The sequence below is a fragment of the Rhodococcus sp. RS1C4 genome, assembly GCF_002258225.1.
Lineage (GTDB): Bacteria > Actinomycetota > Actinomycetes > Mycobacteriales > Mycobacteriaceae > Rhodococcoides > Rhodococcoides fascians_E.
The window spans coordinates 223,063-240,204 of record NZ_NOXZ01000021.1 but is presented as its reverse complement, the minus strand read 5'-3'; the positions used below and the strand labels follow the sequence as shown (position 1 = coordinate 240,204).

At 65.0% G+C, this 17,142-nt stretch carries 18 protein-coding genes; 14 read left to right on the top strand and 4 right to left on the bottom strand.

Going from position 1 to position 17,142, the window contains the following annotated elements:
- Positions 1–94 precede the first annotated feature (94 nt).
- The 10 genes from CH289_RS09775 (at position 95) to CH289_RS09730 (ending at position 9,857) form a co-directional block, all read left to right on the top strand.
- Complete coding sequence (locus tag CH289_RS09775; RefSeq protein WP_019667066.1) at positions 95–745, top strand: DUF6474 family protein; 651 nt, start codon at positions 95–97, stop codon at positions 743–745.
- A 13-nt stretch (positions 746–758) separates the two neighbouring features.
- The gene (locus CH289_RS09770) at positions 759–1,280 is read left to right on the top strand and encodes a hypothetical protein (RefSeq protein WP_094727834.1); all 522 of its coding nucleotides are present in this window, start codon (positions 759–761) and stop codon (positions 1,278–1,280) included.
- 48 nt (positions 1,281–1,328) lie between these two features.
- Entirely contained in the window at positions 1,329–2,000 is a 672-nt protein-coding gene (locus tag CH289_RS09765) for a YcnI family copper-binding membrane protein (protein WP_094655135.1), read from the top strand.
- Positions 1,997–2,515 carry a copper resistance CopC family protein gene (locus CH289_RS09760; protein ID WP_020112323.1) on the top strand — a complete coding sequence of 173 codons (519 nt, stop codon included), beginning with the start codon at positions 1,997–1,999 and terminating at the stop codon, positions 2,513–2,515. The genes CH289_RS09765 and CH289_RS09760 overlap by 4 nt, the downstream gene beginning before the upstream one ends.
- Before the next feature lie 24 nt (positions 2,516–2,539).
- Positions 2,540–3,472, top strand: a complete 933-nt coding sequence (locus tag CH289_RS09755; RefSeq protein WP_094727833.1) for a CopD family protein — start codon at positions 2,540–2,542, stop codon at positions 3,470–3,472.
- 124 nt (positions 3,473–3,596) lie between these two features.
- Positions 3,597–4,598, top strand: coding sequence for an ABC transporter substrate-binding protein (locus tag CH289_RS09750; protein WP_033189374.1), 1,002 nt, complete (start codon positions 3,597–3,599; stop codon positions 4,596–4,598).
- A gap of 7 nt (positions 4,599–4,605) precedes the next feature.
- Entirely contained in the window at positions 4,606–6,222 is a 1,617-nt protein-coding gene (locus CH289_RS09745) for an ABC transporter permease (protein ID WP_094727832.1), read from the top strand.
- Positions 6,222–7,274, top strand: a complete 1,053-nt coding sequence (locus CH289_RS09740) for an ABC transporter ATP-binding protein (protein ID WP_020112319.1) — start codon at positions 6,222–6,224, stop codon at positions 7,272–7,274. Before CH289_RS09745 ends, CH289_RS09740 begins: the two co-directional genes overlap by 1 nt.
- A 146-nt stretch (positions 7,275–7,420) precedes the next feature.
- Complete coding sequence (locus CH289_RS09735) at positions 7,421–7,894, top strand: MarR family winged helix-turn-helix transcriptional regulator (protein WP_020112318.1); 474 nt, start codon at positions 7,421–7,423, stop codon at positions 7,892–7,894.
- A 4-nt stretch (positions 7,895–7,898) separates the two neighbouring features.
- Positions 7,899–9,857: an MDR family MFS transporter gene (locus tag CH289_RS09730; RefSeq protein ID WP_019667058.1), complete on the top strand. Its 1,959-nt coding sequence runs from the start codon at positions 7,899–7,901 to the stop codon at positions 9,855–9,857.
- A 143-nt stretch (positions 9,858–10,000) separates the two neighbouring features.
- Here CH289_RS09730 and CH289_RS09725 read toward each other — a convergent pair whose 3' ends face one another.
- The gene (locus CH289_RS09725) at positions 10,001–11,554 is read right to left on the bottom strand and encodes a succinic semialdehyde dehydrogenase (protein ID WP_019667057.1); all 1,554 of its coding nucleotides are present in this window, start codon (positions 11,552–11,554) and stop codon (positions 10,001–10,003) included.
- A 179-nt stretch (positions 11,555–11,733) separates the two neighbouring features.
- Between CH289_RS09725 and CH289_RS09720 the strand changes: the two genes are divergently transcribed.
- Together CH289_RS09720 and CH289_RS09715 are read left to right on the top strand one after the other, a co-directional pair.
- The gene (locus CH289_RS09720; RefSeq protein WP_019667056.1) at positions 11,734–12,951 is read left to right on the top strand and encodes a lipase family protein; all 1,218 of its coding nucleotides are present in this window, start codon (positions 11,734–11,736) and stop codon (positions 12,949–12,951) included.
- A gap of 59 nt (positions 12,952–13,010) precedes the next feature.
- Positions 13,011–13,760: a MerR family transcriptional regulator gene (locus CH289_RS09715; RefSeq protein ID WP_019667055.1), complete on the top strand. Its 750-nt coding sequence runs from the start codon at positions 13,011–13,013 to the stop codon at positions 13,758–13,760.
- A gap of 66 nt (positions 13,761–13,826) precedes the next feature.
- Here CH289_RS09715 and CH289_RS09710 read toward each other — a convergent pair whose 3' ends face one another.
- The 3 genes from CH289_RS09710 to CH289_RS28710 are packed head-to-tail and all read right to left on the bottom strand — an operon-like array spanning position 13,827 to position 16,186.
- Positions 13,827–14,192, bottom strand: a complete 366-nt coding sequence (locus tag CH289_RS09710; RefSeq protein WP_019667054.1) for a hypothetical protein — start codon at positions 14,190–14,192, stop codon at positions 13,827–13,829.
- Positions 14,189–15,397 (bottom strand): hypothetical protein, encoded by a 1,209-nt coding sequence (locus CH289_RS09705; RefSeq protein ID WP_019667053.1) that lies wholly within the window; start codon positions 15,395–15,397, stop codon positions 14,189–14,191. The genes CH289_RS09710 and CH289_RS09705 overlap by 4 nt, the downstream gene beginning before the upstream one ends.
- A gap of 15 nt (positions 15,398–15,412) precedes the next feature.
- Positions 15,413–16,186, bottom strand: coding sequence for a hypothetical protein (locus CH289_RS28710; protein ID WP_256977099.1), 774 nt, complete (start codon positions 16,184–16,186; stop codon positions 15,413–15,415).
- 69 nt (positions 16,187–16,255) lie between these two features.
- Here CH289_RS28710 and CH289_RS09690 point away from each other — a divergent pair, with 69 nt between their 5' ends.
- Both CH289_RS09690 and CH289_RS09685 read left to right on the top strand, forming a co-directional pair.
- Entirely contained in the window at positions 16,256–16,705 is a 450-nt protein-coding gene (locus CH289_RS09690; protein WP_231383869.1) for a hypothetical protein, read from the top strand.
- Between the two features lie 10 nt (positions 16,706–16,715).
- Positions 16,716–17,087 (top strand): DUF5313 family protein, encoded by a 372-nt coding sequence (locus CH289_RS09685; RefSeq protein WP_033189378.1) that lies wholly within the window; start codon positions 16,716–16,718, stop codon positions 17,085–17,087.
- The last annotated feature ends 55 nt before the right edge of the window (positions 17,088–17,142 follow it).

Genomic DNA, 17,142 nt, shown 5'->3' with positions numbered 1-17,142 from the left:
TGCGACCCACCGCTGCGTCAGCGATAGGCTGTGTGTCAGCCAGCGCGAATACCGCGCCCGAACCGTACCGAAGCTGACGTTAGGGGCCTTGTCGATGGGGTTGTTCCGCAAGCGCAAGGGTCGTGCCACTCGTAAGGCCGAGGCCAAGGCGCTCAAGCACAAGGCAACACTCGAGGCCAAGCTCGGAGCGAAGAACGAGCGCAAGCAACTGAAGTCCATCGCGAAGGCACAGAACAAGCTGAGCGCGGTCGAGGCCAAGTCGCAGAAGAACGTCGAGAAGGCGCAGATCAGGACACTTCAGGCGCAGCAGAAGGCAGCGCTGCAGGGGTCGTTCAACGCGGCTCAGGTGCGCAAGTACATCTCGATTGCACGGGTGTTGATCCCCGTTCTGACGCCCATCGTCTACCGCGGCGCTGCGGTCCTGCGGAACCGTCTGGACGAGCGCAAGGCAGGCAAGCTGGGCGTCAACCCCGCCGAGCTGAGCGAGTACAGCGGCTACGGCGCGAAGCTGAGCGCACGTATCGCCGGTTCGGAGAAGTCGCTTGCCCAGGTCACGGCCAACAGCTCCGACGCCGAGACCCGCAAGTTCTCCGACGCGATCTCCCAGCGCCTCACGGATCTGGGTACCGCGGTGCGGACGTCGGAACAGATGCCTCCCGCACGTCGCAAGGCTGCGCACAACGCCATCTCGGCCGAGCTGGACGGCATCGAAGCCGACCTTCTGGCTCGTCTCGGCGTTCGGTAGTACCTCCGGTTCCATGAAGTCGCCCGATGCTTCGCTTCGCGGCGGAGCTGTCGGCGCGACGACGGTGTCACTGTCCGTGGCAGCGCACGGGTGGGCCGACGGCGGGTATCCGTCGGGCTCCGCGGCTGTGCTGGTACTGATCGTGGGCCTCGGGATCGGCGCCGTGTCCGCTGTGCCGCGGTCCGGCCGCGCGACCGTGCCCCTGCTTCTCGCGGGGATGGTGCTCGGCCAGTTCGCGTCGCACGTCGCTCTGGTCGTCGGCGACCCGCACGCGACGATTCACGGCCATACCATTCTGCCGAGCCCGGCCATGGCTGCATTCCACGTTGCCGCATCGGCGCTGGCTGCGGTGTTGGTGTGCGCGGCCGAGCGGCTGTACGGGCCCATCACCGCCGTCGTCCGATCGGTACTGGACCCGCCGCAACGCCTCGCCGTTCCACCCGGGCTCGCCGTCGAGATCGCGAGCCCACTTCCCCGTGCACCATTCGAGTTCACGACATCCATCTCGAGACGTGGCCCGCCGACGCCGGCGTGACTCTCCGATCATCTCTGCCACATCGTCTTTCGAGAAAGTACCCATGCCATGAACAGCTTCGTTCGTCGTGCCTCGATCATCGCAGGCACCGCGTCACTCGCCCTCGTCGTCGGAGCGGGTGCAGCCTCCGCACACGTGACGGTCGCCGCGCCCGACGCCGCGCAGGGCGGCTACGCCGTCCTGACCTTCCGCGTCCCCACCGAATCCGACACCGCCGCGACGTCGTCGGTCCGGGTCGAACTACCGGGCCTCAACTCCGCACGTACTCAGCCGATTCCGGGGTGGACCTCGGTCGTGGACAAGAACGCCGAGGGCCTCGCCACCGCGGTCACGTGGACCGCGGGCCCGGGCGCCGAGGTGCTTCCCGGCCAATTCCAGCAGTTCCTGCTGTCCGCGGGTCCTCTGCCCGAGGAAGACACTGTCAGCTTCCCGGCCGTTCAGACCTACAACGACGGCGAGGTCGTCGAGTGGACCGAGGAACCGGCCGCCGACGGTAGCGAGCCCGAGTACCCGGCCCCGTCGCTGACACTCGCAGCCGCCGGTTCCGACGGACACGGCGGTCACTCCGTCGATTCCGCCGCGGCGTCGGATTCGACGGAGACAGCACAGAGTTCCGATTCCGACACGACCGCCCGATGGCTCGCCGGCGGAGCCTTGGTACTCGGGGCTCTCGGTGCCGCACTCGGCATCGGCGCGACTGTGCGAGGACGCCGGTCATGAGGAAACTGATCGTCGCGGTGCTCGCGATCTCGGCACTGCTGATCGGTGCACCCACAGCATCCGCCCACTCGGTGGTCACCGGATCGAACCCGGCCGACGGATCCGAGATCGCGTCCGGCCCGGCGCAGGTGTCGATCTCGTTCAACGAGGTTCCGCAGTCGCAGTTCGCGACCTTGAACGTCGTCGGACCCGACGGCAACCTGTGGTCCAAGGGCGACCCGCGCATCGAGGGACAGAGCATCGTCGTCGACGTCGGCGAACTCGGACCGGTCGGCGAGTACACGATCGCCTATCGCGTGACGTCGGCCGACGGTCACCCCATCAGTGGGACACTGGGATTCACGTTGACCGCGGAAGGATCCGGCACGCCGGGCGCCGCCGCATCCGCCGCCACGGAGGGTGAGTCCGACGACGGCAGCGGCGGGGGAATTCCCGTCTGGATCTTCCTCGTCGCGGGTGTCCTCGTCTTCGCAGGCGGACTCGCCTACGCGTTGCGCAAGCCGAAGGACAAGTAGCTGAACGCGTTCCGCCGGTGGTGGGTGCTCGCCGCGGGGGCGGCGGGCATCGTCGGGGTGGGGCTGGCATGGTTGCTCGCCCACCCCGACGGCCCCGACCCGTCGTCGGTGCTCCGTGTCGTCGCGGACTGCCTCGGCGCGACGATGCTCGGACTCGCGCTGCTGCGCACGGACCTGTTTCCGGATCGATCGAAGCCTTCGGTGTGGCGTACCGCCGTCGTCGTCGGCGGGACGTGGACCGCGGTGGAAACGGCACTGCTGGCGACGGCAGCAACCGAGTCGTTCGGGGGCGGTATCGCAAGATTGTCGGTGTCGAACTTCGCGACGTTCCTGACCGACATCACCGTCGGGCAGTTGGGTGTGGTGACGATCCTCTGTACCGCCGCGGCAGTGGCGTATTCGCTGTTCGCGTATCGGACGGCGCCACCTTCGGCGCCGATGCAGCGGCGTCGGCGCGATCTGCCCCCGGTACCCGTCGTCGTCCTCATCGTCGTCGCGCTCGTGGCGCGTCCCGTCACCGGGCACATGTCGCAGCAGGTCCTCGGCGCGTTGTTCGTGTCCGTGCACACCGTGGCGGCGTCGGTGTGGATCGGCGTTCTGGCCGCGATGGCCCTGACCTTGCGCGCCCGGGGCGCCTGGGCCGCAGTGTTGCCCGTGTATTCGCGCCTGGCGTGGTGGTCGGTGTGGACTCTCGCCGTGAGCGGAACCGTCAACGCTGCTGTGAAACTCGGCGGTCTGCCTGCCCTGTTCGACACCGGATACGGCCGTATCGTCCTCGGCAAGACCGTTCTTCTCGTCGTCCTCGTGGTGCTTGCCCGACGGTTGCGCGCGACCTGGCTGGTGTCGGTGGCCGCGCATCGCACGAAAGCCGACGAGTCGACCGTGCGTGCTGCTCTCCACGTCTGCGTGCTTGCTGTGGCGTTCGGTTTGGCTGCGGCTCTGGCAACGACGGCGTAGTCCTTCACGCCCCGTCCACTTCGCGTTTCCCGCGGCGACCGACTCGCGTCGTTCGGGACGGTCACGATGTCAGCTTCGTCGTTCGTCGGGAGCTTGTCACGTGATACCTTTTCGCCGCCCGGTCGTGGGCGTCCTCGTTTCGATTGCCTCGATAGCTGCGCTGTCCGCGTGCTCCGAGCCAGCCGACCCGACTGTCGACAGCACGGAGTCCAGCGGCGGGACCCTCACGGTGTACACCTCCGAACCGCAGGCGAAGATCGACGCACTCAACGCGGAGTTCACTGCCACGAATCCGGACATCGAGGTGCAGGTCTACCGCGCCGGCACCGGAGATCTCAATGCGCGTATCGCTTCCGAGCGTGAGACGGGTTCGATCGGCGCGGATGTGCTCCTGGCTGCGGACGCACCGACGTTCGAGGGGTACAAGGACGAGAACCTGCTGCTCCAGTACACCCCCGCGGACGTGTCCGCGTTGAACCAGGAAATCGTCGATCCGGACGGATATTACGTCGGAACTCGCATCATCCCCACGGTGATCGCCTACAACACGGGTGCCGTGTCGGAGCCACCGACGTCGTGGCAGCAACTCGCCGACCCGAAGTACAAGGGGCAGATCACTCTTCCCAATCCGGATGTCTCCGGTGCGGCGGCATTCAACACGGCGGTGTGGTTGAACGAGGAGTCGCTCGGTCAGCCGTGGCTCGAAGGCCTGGCCGCGAACGAACCGATCGTCGCCGAGAGCAACGGTCCCGTCGGGCAGTCCGTTGCGGCCGGCACTCAGCCGATCGGGATCGTCGTCGACTATCTGGTTCGCGAACTGGCGGAGAAGGGTTCGCCCATCGCGCTCGAGTACCCGACGGACGGTGTTCCGTACATCTCCCAGCCTGCGGGCATCTTCGCCGATTCGAAGAATCAGGACGCGGCGAAGAAGTACGTCGACTTCCTCGTCAGCAAGCAAGGCCAGGAACTCGCGGTCGAGCAACAGTACCTTCCCGTGCGCGGTGACGTCGGAACCCCCGACGGCGCACCGGCTCTCGACGATCTGAACCTGCTGAACCCCGATCTCGCCGAGATCACGGCATCTCAGCCCGAGGCGGTCGAGAGGTTCAACGAACTTGTCGGGTAACCCCTATGTGAGTGGTCTGGTGTCCCTCAGACTGCTCCTGTGGGTCGTGGTGTCGGTGTCGATCCTGGCGCCCATTGCTGCCGTGGTATCGATCGGGCTGGGCGGCAACCATGTTCGTGAACTGATCGACGGCGGGATCGTCGACGCCGCCGTGAACAGCGTCGTGTCGGCGGGACTGTCGGCATTGTTCGCCGTGGTGATCGCCGTCGCGATGGCCCTGCTGCTCGACCGGACGGATCTTCCCGGTCGCTCGGTGCTGCGGCTCGTCCTGCTGTCGCCGTTGCTGATTCCGCCGTTCGTCGGGGCGATCGCGTGGACCGGCCTGCTCGGGCCGAGCGGGATGATCAACAAGTTCTGGGCCGAACGGTTCGGCGGACCACTGTGGAACGTCTACGGCGGAGACGGCGTGGTCTTCCTCCTGACCATCCACTCCTATCCCATTGCGTACTTGATCGTCGCAGCAGCACTGCGCCGCATTCCCGGTGACCTCGAAGAGGCTGCGCGGATGTCCGGGGCACGCCCGCTGCGCGCACTGACGTACGTGACATTGCCGTTGCTTCGGCCGGCCGCGGTCGCGTCGTTCACGTTGGTTGCGGTCTCGAATCTGGCGGATTTCGGGATTCCCGCCCTCGTCGGACTGCCGGACCGATACGTGACGTTGTCGACGATGGTGTATCGGTTCATCCAATCGGGAACCGTCGCACAGCCGTTGGAGGTGGTCTCGGCCATCGGCATCGTCCTGTTGCTGCTGGCGGTGGTCGCGGTTGCGGTGGACCGAGGACTCAGCCGCGGCAGTGCAGCTCTCGATGGGCCGGTCACTCCCCCGACTCGGCTCGCGTTGGGGCGGAGCCGGTCGGCGGTGGGCGTCGCCACCTGGCTTCTCGCACTGAGCATCACGGCCCTGCCGATCTTCGCGCTCGCCACCCAGGCATTGCTGCCCGCGCCCGGTGTTCCCCTGACGTGGGCCAACCTCACTCTCGATTCCATCGTCGCAGCCGTCACTGCACCTGGAACGGTTGTCGGTATCCAGAATTCGCTGATGCTGGCGATCGGCGCTGCGGTGATCTGCGGAGTGGTCGGCCTGACTCTGGGTGTCGTCACGACGCGCACCCGCTCACGGGACAATGCCGGCCTCGACCTGGTCGCGATGCTCCCGCAAGCCATACCGGGCCTGGTCATCGCAGTCGGATGGCTGATCGTCGGACGTTGGACCGGCCTGTTCGACACCCGCTGGGTGATCCTGTGCGCTTACGTCATGGCGTTCCTCGCGATCGTCGTGCAGGCCGTCCGAGCGCCGCTGCTCTCGACGCCGCTCCAACTCGAAGAGGTCGCCCGCTCCTCCGGCGCCTCACCCGCACGAGCCTTGTACGACGTCTCGTGGAAGATGACGATTCCCGCTGCCGCCTCCGGTGCCGTTCTGGTGGGCTTGACGGCGGTGCGCGAGCTCACCATGTCGGTTCTCCTCGTCGCCCCCGGCACGCAGACCCTCGGAGTGTCGATCTTCAACCTGCAGCAGGCGGGCGACTACAACGCGGCATCGGCCCTGTCCCTTCTCGTCGCCCTGGTCGGGATCGCCGGACTCGGCCTCGTCGCGGGTGTCTCCGACCGAAAGAAGAATGCCTGATGTCCGCCATCTCCCTCGATGCCGTCGACCTCGAATATCCCGGTGGCGCCGTCGGTCTGCGCGGCATCGACCTCCGCATCGCCGACGGCGAATTCCTCGCCTTGGTCGGTCCGTCCGGCTCCGGTAAGACGACCCTGCTGCGCACGGTCGCGGGATTTCTGACGCCGACGTCGGGCACCATCACCATCGGCGGCGACGTCGTCGCAGGTGGGCGTCGCCCGATCGCACCCGAGCATCGCGGACTGGGCATGGTGTTCCAGCAGCACGCTCTGTGGCCGCACCGCACCGTCGGGAAGAACGTCTCCTACCCGTTGGAGCTCGCCGGGATGTCGCGCTCGGATCGCAAGCGGCGTGTGAGCGAAGTCCTCGAACTCGTCGGCCTACCCGGTCTCGAATCGAGAGATCCTTCGACGTTGTCCGGAGGTCAACGGCAGCGAGTTGCCTTGGCGCGGGCTCTGGCGAGGACGCCGCGGGCACTGTTGCTGGACGAGGCGCTCTCCGCGCTCGACGAGCCTCTGCGCGACCGACTCAGACTGGAACTTCGCTCGCTGACGCGCGCCGCCGGACTGACCGTCATCCATGTCACGCACGACCGGAACGAAGCCTTGGCGCTGGCCGACCGTGTCGCGGTGCTCGACGGTGGTTCGATCGCGCAGATCGGCACCCCTGAGGAACTGGTGCAGCAGCCTTCCTCGGCGTTCGTCGCACGGTTCCTGTCCGACGCCAACATCATCACCGGCGTCGTCGACGGCGGCAGATTCCACGCCGACGATCACCCGCTGGAAATAGTGCTCGACGTCGTCGAAGGCGCTAGGCAGGGCCGTGGAACGTTGACCGTCATGCCGTCGGACATCGCCCTCGGTCCAGGTTCACCTCACGACTGTGGCGCAGGCGTGATCACGTCGTCTCTGTTCGGCAGGGAGGCAAGCGACGTCGTCGTCGACTCGCACGGGGTCGACTTCCGCTGCTCGGTGCGCGGTCCGCGCCCCGCAGTGGGCGACGGCGTCATCATGACCATCGAGCGCGGAATGTTCACGCCGACTTCGGGGTAGTCCCTACCGTCGCACGCGGTGTCGATCGGATTGTCCGTTCTCGCCGTCGGTGTGACCCACGAGATAGGTAAAATAGTTGTTTACCTCATCTATTTATCTATATGGTTGCGGACAGCAAGTAATTGACTCGAACCGTTGGAGCCCTCATGGCAGTAAGAACTACCACCGCGGAAGCGTTGGTCGAAGAGGTATTTCTCTTCGGTCGTGCGCTGAAGCGGGCCGTGACCACCGGAGATGAGGAGTCACCCCTGCCGCAGGCACTGACCGGAGTTCTGGCCATCCTCGCGACGGAGGGTGAATGCAGACAGACCGACCTCGCCAACAGGCTCTGCGTCAGCCAGTCCGCCCTCAGCCGGCAGATCGCAGACCTGGTGGATCTCGGATACATCGACCGAACGCCCGATCCCGACGACAAACGCGCATCACGCGTGCGTGTCTCGTCCCACGGCGGCGAGAAGCTCAAGGTCATCTGGGACCGTCGCGCGAATCGACTGCGCGAGATGTTGAGCGACTGGAGCGAAACGGAGGCGCTGGCCGCCCTCGATTCGATTCAGAAACTCAACAACACATTCAACGAAGACGCGCAGGACACAGCGCACTTGAAACTGATTGCGAGATAGAACAATGTCAACCACCGAAGCTCCGCCCAATATTCAACAGGCCGATCCCGACGCCATGTCCCACCGGCAGATCCTCGAGGCCCTCACCGGACTGCTCGCCGCGCTGTTCACCGCGCTGCTGAGCACCACCATCGTCTCGACGGCACTGCCCACCATCATCGGTGACCTACAGGGTTCGCAGACCGCATATTCCTGGGTCATCACCACCGCTCTGCTCGCCAACGCAGCATCGACGCCCATCTGGGGCAAGCTCGCCGACCTGTTCAACAAGAAGGTCCTGGTCCAGAGCGCGATCGTCATCTTCGTCGCTGGTTCGCTCATCGCAGGCTTTGCACACAACGTGCCACTGCTGCTCGTAGCCCGTGTCATCCAGGGCATCGGCATGGGTGGTCTGACGGCACTCGTCATCGCCATCATCGGCACCATCGTCTCCCCGCGTGACCGCGGCCGTTACTCCGGTTACACCGGCGCTGTCATGGCTGTGTCCATGTCCGGCGGACCGATCCTCGGCGGCGTGATCGTCGACAGCCCCCTCGGCTGGCGCTGGTGCTTCTTCGTCTGCGTTCCGCTGGCCGTCATCGCCCTCGGACTGCTCCAGAAGACGCTCCACATCAAGACCGAACGCAAGGAGAACGTCTCCATCGACTGGCTCGGCGCGCTCCTGCTCACCGCGGGCGTCTCGGTCCTGCTGGTCTGGGTTTCGTTCGCAGGCAAGGCGGACTACTACGCATGGATCTCCCGTGAGACCGCCTACCTCGTCGGCGGCGGAGTTCTGCTGCTCGTCCTGACCGTCATCGTCGAAGCCAAGGCCAAGTCGCCGATCATCCCGCTGAAGATCGTCACCGAGCGCACCACCGGCCTCGCCATCATCGCCTCCATCGCAGTCGGTGTCGGCCTGTTCGGCGCCACCACCTTCCTCGGCCAGTACTTCCAGACCGCACGCGGCTACACCCCCACCGAAGCCGGACTGCTTTCCATCCCACTGGTGTTCGGAATGCTCGTCGCCTCCGTCGGATCCGGCCAGCTCATCACCAAGTTCGGAAAGTGGAAGCCGTTCATCGTCACCGGATCGGTACTGCTGGTCATCGGATTCCTGCTTCTCGGAACCATCGACCACGCAACCAGCCTGTGGACCGTCGGCGTCTTCATCACCATCGTCGGACTCGGAACCGGCATGTTGATGCAGAACCTCGTTCTGGCAGTCCAGAACACGGTCAGCGTCCACAACATCGGCGCAGCGTCGTCGACCGTCGCGTTCTTCCGCACCTTCGGTGGCGCGATCGGCGTCTCGGTTCTCGGATCGCTCCTCGCGACCCGCGTCGCCGAGAAGTCCGCAGCCGGCCTCGCCCAGCTGGGCGTGGACAGCTCCGGAAGCGCAGGCGGAGGATCACTCGACCTGAGCTCGCTGCCCGCACCGATCCTCGCCGTCGTCCGCACCGCCTACGGCGATGCCACCGGACGGATCTTCATGATCGCCGGATTCGTCGCCATCGTCACGCTGCTCGCGGTCATCATGATCCCGAACCGCCCGCTGCGTAAGACGATCGACTTCGCCCAGGCACCTGTCGAAGGCGAAGAGACCATCGAGGTCCCGTCCTTCGGTGACACCCGCGAGTACGTCGCAGCAGAGCTCGACGGAACCGGGCGCCACGAAGCACCAGCAGGTTCGGCACCGTTCGAGGGCCTCAGCACCGATGCACGTGATCGACTGCTGAACCTCCTGCTCCCCGAACCCAAGGACACCCTCGAAGCACTCGACGAAGCCGAGGCCATCCGCGCCGAAGTCGTCGCACTGCAGCAGGAACTCGACGCGAAAATGCTCGACTTCGACGCCGTCTGCGAGCGACTCCGTCGCCTCGGACTCAGCGAAGATCAAATAGCCCGAGTACTCGGCGACGCACACGTCCCTGATCCTCATCAGCACTACGTCAACTCCGGACTGAACGGCCACAGCGTCAACTAGTTCGACAACACGAAAGAGCCCGCACACCCCCCGGTGTGCGGGCTCTTTCGGTGTCGGAGCACTCCCCGCCTTTCCGGACCGAACGTGACGTTCGGTCACTTGGAGTGACCGAACGGTACGTTCGGTGCGCGAAGAGGGCCGGACTACCGCCCCGGAAGGTACTTCAGTGCCTTCACGAAGGGAGGCATGATCTTCGCCCACAACTTCGGAGGCAATCCGCGGGGGCCGCCGAGGTTCAGCAGACGCGTCGTGGCGATGGTCTGCGATTCGGTGTACTTGAGCAGGCCGTCGGGTCCGTGGCGTCGGCCCATTCCCGAAACGCCCATTCCGCCCATCGGTGCGCCGGTGGTGCCCCAAGCGGGTGCGTACCCTTCGTCGACGTTGACCGTTCCCGAATGCAGCTGAGCTGCAATGGCTTCGCCCTGAGCCTTAGTCTTCGCCCAGACGCTGGCGTTGAGTCCGTATTCGGTGTCGTTGGCCTTCGCGATGGCTTCGTCGACGTCGGCCACCGGGTAGATCGACACGAGCGGCCCGAAGGTCTCGCTCGCGGCACACTCCGCGTCGGCGGGCACGTTCGTCAGGACGGTCGGCTCGTAGAAGAGCGGACCGATGTCGGGGCGTGCGTTTCCTCCCGCGATGACCTTGGCGCCCTTGACCTTTGCGTCGTCTACGTGCGCGGAGACCGTCTTGACTTGGTCCTCGGAGATGAGGCTGCCCATTTCGATGCCGAACTCGTAGTCCGCACCGAGGGTCATGTCCCGCACCCGCTGACCGAATTTCGCGGTGAACTCGTCGGCGATGGACTGTTCGACGTAGATGCGCTCGATGGAAATGCACAGCTGGCCCGAGTTGGAGAAGCACGCGCGCACGGCGGCGTCGGACACTTCCCTGAGGTTCGCCCCGCGCGCGACGATCATCGCGTTCTTGCCGCCGAGCTCGGCCGAGAAACCGATGAGCCGACGCCCGGCCTGCTCGGCGAGGAGCTGGCCCGTTGCGGTGGAACCGGTGAACATGAGGTATTCGGTGTTCTCGACGATGGCGGTGCCGACGACCGAGCCGGGGCCGGGCACCACGGCGAACAGATCACGCGGCAGACCTGCTTTGTAGAGGAGTTCTACGACGGCCAGCGCACAGTACGGAGTCTGCGAATCCGGCTTGAGCACCACTCCGTTGCCGGCGAGCAGCGCGGCGATGGCGTCGGACACCGCGAGAGTCATCGGGTAGTTCCACGGCGAGATGACCCCGACGACGCCCTTGGGCTGGTACCGCACCGTCGTCTTCGTCAGCACGGGGAGCATGCCGGCCACCCGCTTGGGTGACAGCAGCTTGGCTGCGGTGCGGGCGTAGTGACGCGACGTCATCGCGATGTCGAGCACTTCTTCCTGCGCGGCGGCGCGGGACTTGCCGGTCTCCGCCTGCGCCATGTCCATCAGTTCCTCGCGATGAGCGAGCACCAGGTCGCGGTACCGGTGGAAGATCTCGGCGCGCTCGGACACCGGGCGCTTGGCCCATGCCTTCTGCGCGACCCGAGCACGAGCGATGGCACCGACGACGTCCTCGGCGGTCCCGACGGGAATGGTCGCGAGCTCCTTGCCGGTGAACACCTCCGTGATGGATTTCGTCGGCCGCGCGTCGGCGTCGGGAATGGCGATCAAGTCGGCGAGCCGCGAGAAGGTCGCAGCGCTCGGAGCTGGCATTTCGGTACCCCTACTGGTGAGTAGTTCTTGGAGTTACACATAACCTACATCGTCGGTGGCTGGGATCACAGTGCCGATTCCGCTGCCCTGGTCGGCACCCGTCGACGTGTGGCACCATGGGCGGTGGTCTTTCCTAGGCGTCGGGGCGCACTGGAGACGAAGCAGGGTGGGGCAATCTCATGAGAACGACCACACGCAGGGGACTCGTCGTCGCCTGCGCAGCAGCTGTAGCGCTCGCGATGGCACCGTCGGCGCAGGCAGATCCAGTGGGTGACCTCGTCGCCCCTCCCGCCAATCCCGACGCCTACCTACCCACTCCGTTGGGTGACCCCTGGTTCACCCCTCCGGCGGGTTTCGAGAGCAGTGAACCCGGGACCGTTCTGAACACGAGAAGTGTTGCGGTACAACCCGGCGCTACCTCGACGCAGTTGCTGTTCCGTTCGACGGACTCGAAGAACAATCCCATTGCGGCCGCGACGACGGTCCTGGTTCCCGACGCGCCGTGGACCGGCGGAGGCCCCAGGCCCGTCGTCGCCTACAACGAGGCAACGGATTCCTTGGGCAACGCGTGTGCGCCGTCGTCGACGCTGCCGCGCGGCACCAACAAGGAACTCGACCGGATGCAGGAGTTGCTGGCTCGCGGGTATGCCGTCGTCGTCACCGACTATCAAGGTCCCCGCCAGGCGTACTCCGCCGGTCTGGTCTCCGGTCACACCGTGCTCGACGGGCTGCGAGCGTCCCGGGCAGTCGGCATCGCACCGGACGCCCCCGTCGCGATCACCGGATACTCGGGCGGTGCGATCGCGTCGGGATGGGCGGCGCAGTTGGCGCCGTCGTATGCGCCCGAGTTGAACATCGTCGGAGTGGCCTTCGGCGGGCCTCCTACCGACTACAAGATCCTGCAGCGTTCGCTGAACGGCGGTATCGGCTCCGGGCTGTTCACCGCCGCGACAATCGGTCTGAGCCGCGAGTACCCGGAGATGCGGTCGCTGGCCAACGACAACGGTAAGCGGCTCGCTCTGGTGCAGAAGGATCAGTGTGTGGACGTCTTGTCCTACAGCGGACTCGCACTGTTCGACCAGCAGAACCTGTCCAACGTGCCCGACGTGTTCAACCATCCGATCACCCGCGCGGTGGTCGAGGAGAACCGGATGGGTCAGATCGCGCCCGAGGCACCGATCTACATCTACCAGGGCCTGCAGGACTTCCTGATCCCGAAGGAAGGCGCCGAGGCCGTCCAGGATCAGTGGTGTGCGGCCGGTGCGTCGGTCCATCTGGAAGAGATCCCCGGAGACCACACGGTGGCCGAGGGCGGCGGTAGGCCGGGCGCGTTCGAGTGGCTTTCTCAGCGTCTGGCCGGCGTTCCCACCGGAGGATGCGAGAGAGTGGTCCGGTAACTCTTGACCCTCACGCCACGGGAGGCTGCACAGTGTCCTCTGTGAGCGATTCGGAAACGATGTTGGTGGGCGAAGTGGCCCGCCTCGTCGGAATCAGCGTGCGGACGTTGCACCACTACGACGAGATTTCGCTGGTGGTGCCGTCCGGACGCACGGCGAAGGGCTACCGCAGTTATTCGGCAGTAGACGTCGAACGGTTGCATCAGGTGTTGACCTACCGCGAACTCGGTTTCGCGCTGGACGACATCGCCGCCCTGCTGGACGACCCGTCGGTCGACGCGATGGCGCATCTGCAGCGTCAGCGGGAGCTACTCGACGCACGGATCGATCGCTTGCATCAGATGGCTGCGGCCGTGGACAAGATGATGGAGGCAAAGAAGATGGGAATTCAGTTGAGTCCCGAAGAGCAACGCGAAGTGTTCGGGGAGAACTGGACCGGCGAACAGTACGCCGATGAGGCAGAACAGCGTTGGGGCCAGACCGACGAGTGGAAGCAGTCCCAGGCGCGTACGGCGTCGTTCACGAAGGACGACTGGAAGCGCATCAAGTCCGAAACCGATGCGCTGGAAGCAGATTTCGCTACGGCGTTGGCCTCGGGAGTGGCTACCGACTCACCACAGGCGGCGGCTTTGGCCGAACGTCACCGCGCCGGCATCGAGAATTTCTACGACTGCGGATACGACATGCAGGTCTGTATCGGCGAGATGTACATCGCCGACGAGCGCTTCACCAAGCACTACGACGACATCACGCCCGGGCTTGCGCAGTACATTCGCGACGCCATCGTCGCGAATGCTGCGGGCAAGTAGGCAATTTACCCCCTAGTTGTGCGTTCTCGAGCCTCGGAAACGCACAATCGGGGGGTAGATCGCCGGTCATTGCCACGGAATCCTGTAGGGCTCTTCGTCGTCCGGTGGTGGAGTCTGCTTGGCCGGGAACCAAATCAGCGCTGGATCTCGTTTCAGCTCGCCGATTTCGGGCGGTACAGGCCTGGACAGGGTTTCGATCTCGTCCCATGAGCACTCTCCAGCCGCTACGCGCCCGGCGTACGCCCTCAGTTCGGGTGACGCACTCGCCAGCGACGCGATGGCGAACATCAGAGCACTGTCGACGTTTCGCGGTTCGTCGATGGACGAGAGCGGGGTCCGTTCGACCACGGCCCGCGTCTGTGCCATACGGTCGAAGGCATCGGTCATCTTCTGTACCGCGCGGCGCAGGATCGGGTCGTCCGGTGCGTTCATGCATCTTCCCATGGTTGTCTACCTGTTCCGACCGAGAAAGAATCCTTCGGAACGTTGTAGACGGGCTCGGCGGACGCGGTGTCGTACACGTCCTTCACCAGTCGAGCGTTGTGGATTCCCTTGGTGATCGGTTCGAGTTTCTGCTGGAACTGCTCGTTCAAGTAGCCGCTGGGACTGGCAACGAGCGAAAGGAATTCGTTGAACGCGTCGGTGACCATCCGAATGTCATCGAGCAGCTTCTTGGCGAGGGTGTATCCCGAGTACAAGATGTCGGCGATCTTGTATATCTGGTAAAGGCTCCCCAGCGGCGATACCTTTTTCGACAAGAACTCGGCAACCTTGGCGGGGCTGGACACATCGACTTGCGCTTCGAGACGTTCTCTCATCGTAGTCACGAGTGTGAACACCGACTTGCGAATTTCGTCGGCGGCTCTGTCCGCGACAGCTTCGATGACGCGACCGCACGAACCCTCCCAGCGCATCGCTGCGATCTGCCGTGCGGCGTAGTCTTTGTACGCGACGGCAGCCAACCCGTCCCAGAACTCGTCGACGCGCGAAGTCCCTTCGGCGAGAGAATCACCGCCGGCGGACATAGCCTCCCCTGCAATCCGGTATGCCGCACCGAGACGTCTCAGATCGTTCCAGTTTCCGCCTATTGGATCGATGAGTTCGCGAAGCGGACTGTGCCCGATCAGCTCCTCGATCGCGTAATCGAGGTCCCCCAGCCACCCTGCTGCATCGGCGATGACGTCGGCTACGTCGTCGGGGAAGTGTGCGGGAGCCGGGTAATCCATACCCTCCGGAGACCCGTAATGTGCACAGTCGCTGTAAGGTTCGGCATTCCCCCGCGCCGGTCGATCTGCGTCACCCGGGTCCGGGTACGGCACCGGTACCAGGTCCGTGTGTGCGTTGAGCGCCTCGTAGTTCTTCTTTTCCTGATCCGCGTAAAGCCAGGCCGCGGTATTGAGTTCGTCACCCAATCCGGCGCAGTTCGTTGCCAAATGGACATGCCGATCACGCCACACATCGCGGAGAGCATCGAACGTGACGGCCAACGAACCGAACAATTCCCCGTTGTCGACCCCTGTCAATTGTCCGTGGTCATTGAAATACCGATAGGACGTCAGCGTCTGCTGTCCGATCTCGGCCGTAAGCCGGCCGAGCCCGGCGACCTGCCTTGGGTCCGCGAAAAATGTTTCACTCATGTCCAGGCACCTGTCTTATTCGGTTCGGCGGAGCGTCGACACAATCCGGTCTACGACATCCGGCGGCAAGGACTCGTCGATCTGCTGGTCGGTTTGAATCATGAATACAGCGACGGTCGCATTCGAATAACCCTCCGTCGCAACCACGTCGAATGTTGCTTCCGTTGGATCGCAATCGAAATCCTGGGCGAGATTCGATGCTTTCACCGAGTATCTGACGGCGGGAGCTCCACCAATGTCGAATTGGATCGGCTCCGAGTAGTCGAGTGTCACGGCGTCATCGGGAGCATCCCGAAAGATGATCTCGGCCTGGCGGCTTGCCTCGAAGGCTGCTGTGGGAACGTCGACACCGTTGCGGCCCGTCATTCCTGAAACAGCTTTCCGCGCCCCGTCTCGATGTTCCGGACAGTAGTCGTACCCGTACATTGCGACCGCGCCGTATGTAACCGACCCTCGTGTTCCCTCCCAGCCCGCTACTCCACCTGAGGCATTCCTCCAATCCCCCGGCACTGTGTAGCTGAGTCCGTATTTGGTGTCGATGGGGATCGGGTCACCCTCGGGCACCTCGATTTCCGGCGGCGCGAATTCCATCGACGGGAAGCCCGGTGGCAGGGTCGCGGTAGGTGCCGGTGCCGGTGCCGCCGTCGACGAAGGACGGGAGGTAGGCGGTGCCGCGACGCCTTCGAACCTGCCCGGTGCCTGCGGCCCCAATCTGGGCAGCAGCGCGACAGCGGCATACAGCAACGCCAGAACCAGCGCCGTGCGCAGCAGCTGCTTCTTCAGCCCCATGTTCACTCCCCCCGAAGTCGGCACACGCTAACACGCCGGAGCGACAACCCTGGGTGGATACTCGTGGACATGAACCTGACGATTCGCTCGGCCGTTCTGTCCGCCGCTGTCGGTAAGGCAAGTGGGTTTCGCAGTTCCGTGGGAATCAGCGTCGGGCTGCTGACCTGGTTCCGAGGGTCGAAGTACGAGCGTTGGGCGATCGGTGGATCAGCCGTGGCCACGGCGGGAGAACTCGTCGGGGACAAGTTGCCGTCGACGCCGTCACGTCTCGATCCGGCGCCCCTGGGTGGCCGTATCGTGGCCGGCGCCGGGGCGGCCTACGCGATTGCCCGACGCTCGGGCGACCATCCGATCCCGGCGGCCGTAGTCGGGGGCGTGTCGGCCGTCGCCGGTTCCTACGCCGGCCACGCATACCGCGCATGGGCGTCGAAGCGGGTTCCGCCTGTCGCCGCCGCGCTGGTGGAGGACGTCGTCGCGCTGTCGATCGGTGCGGTCGTTCTGAAGGAAATCGGAGCGTAAGGTCCGTGAGGTGAAACCGAACTTCTGGCAGTACCTGGGCTACCAGTTCGGCCGAGTGCTGCCGCCGTCGATGCAGGATTGGGTTCGCGAGGATCTGGTCGGTCACGGTGCCCAGGCTCGCTACCTGATCCGCTTCACGCTGCCGGTGATCCCATTCCTGTGCCTGTTCCTGTTGGTTCCCGGACCGTTGTGGATCGGGTTGGCGATGATGGCGCTGCTGTTCATTCCGCTGGTCTACTTCGCGATCGCGCTCATGAACGTGTACCGACGCCACCGGCTGCTGGTGCACGACCTGGATCCGCAGCTGCTGGGTGCCAGCACCCAGGCGAAGTTGGATCGCACCCGGGACGACTACGAGAGGCGTCACGGAAGGCTGGACTAGCCAGGAGTGGAGCCCGCAGGAACGACTCCGATGAGCAGGAGTGGAGCCCGCAGGA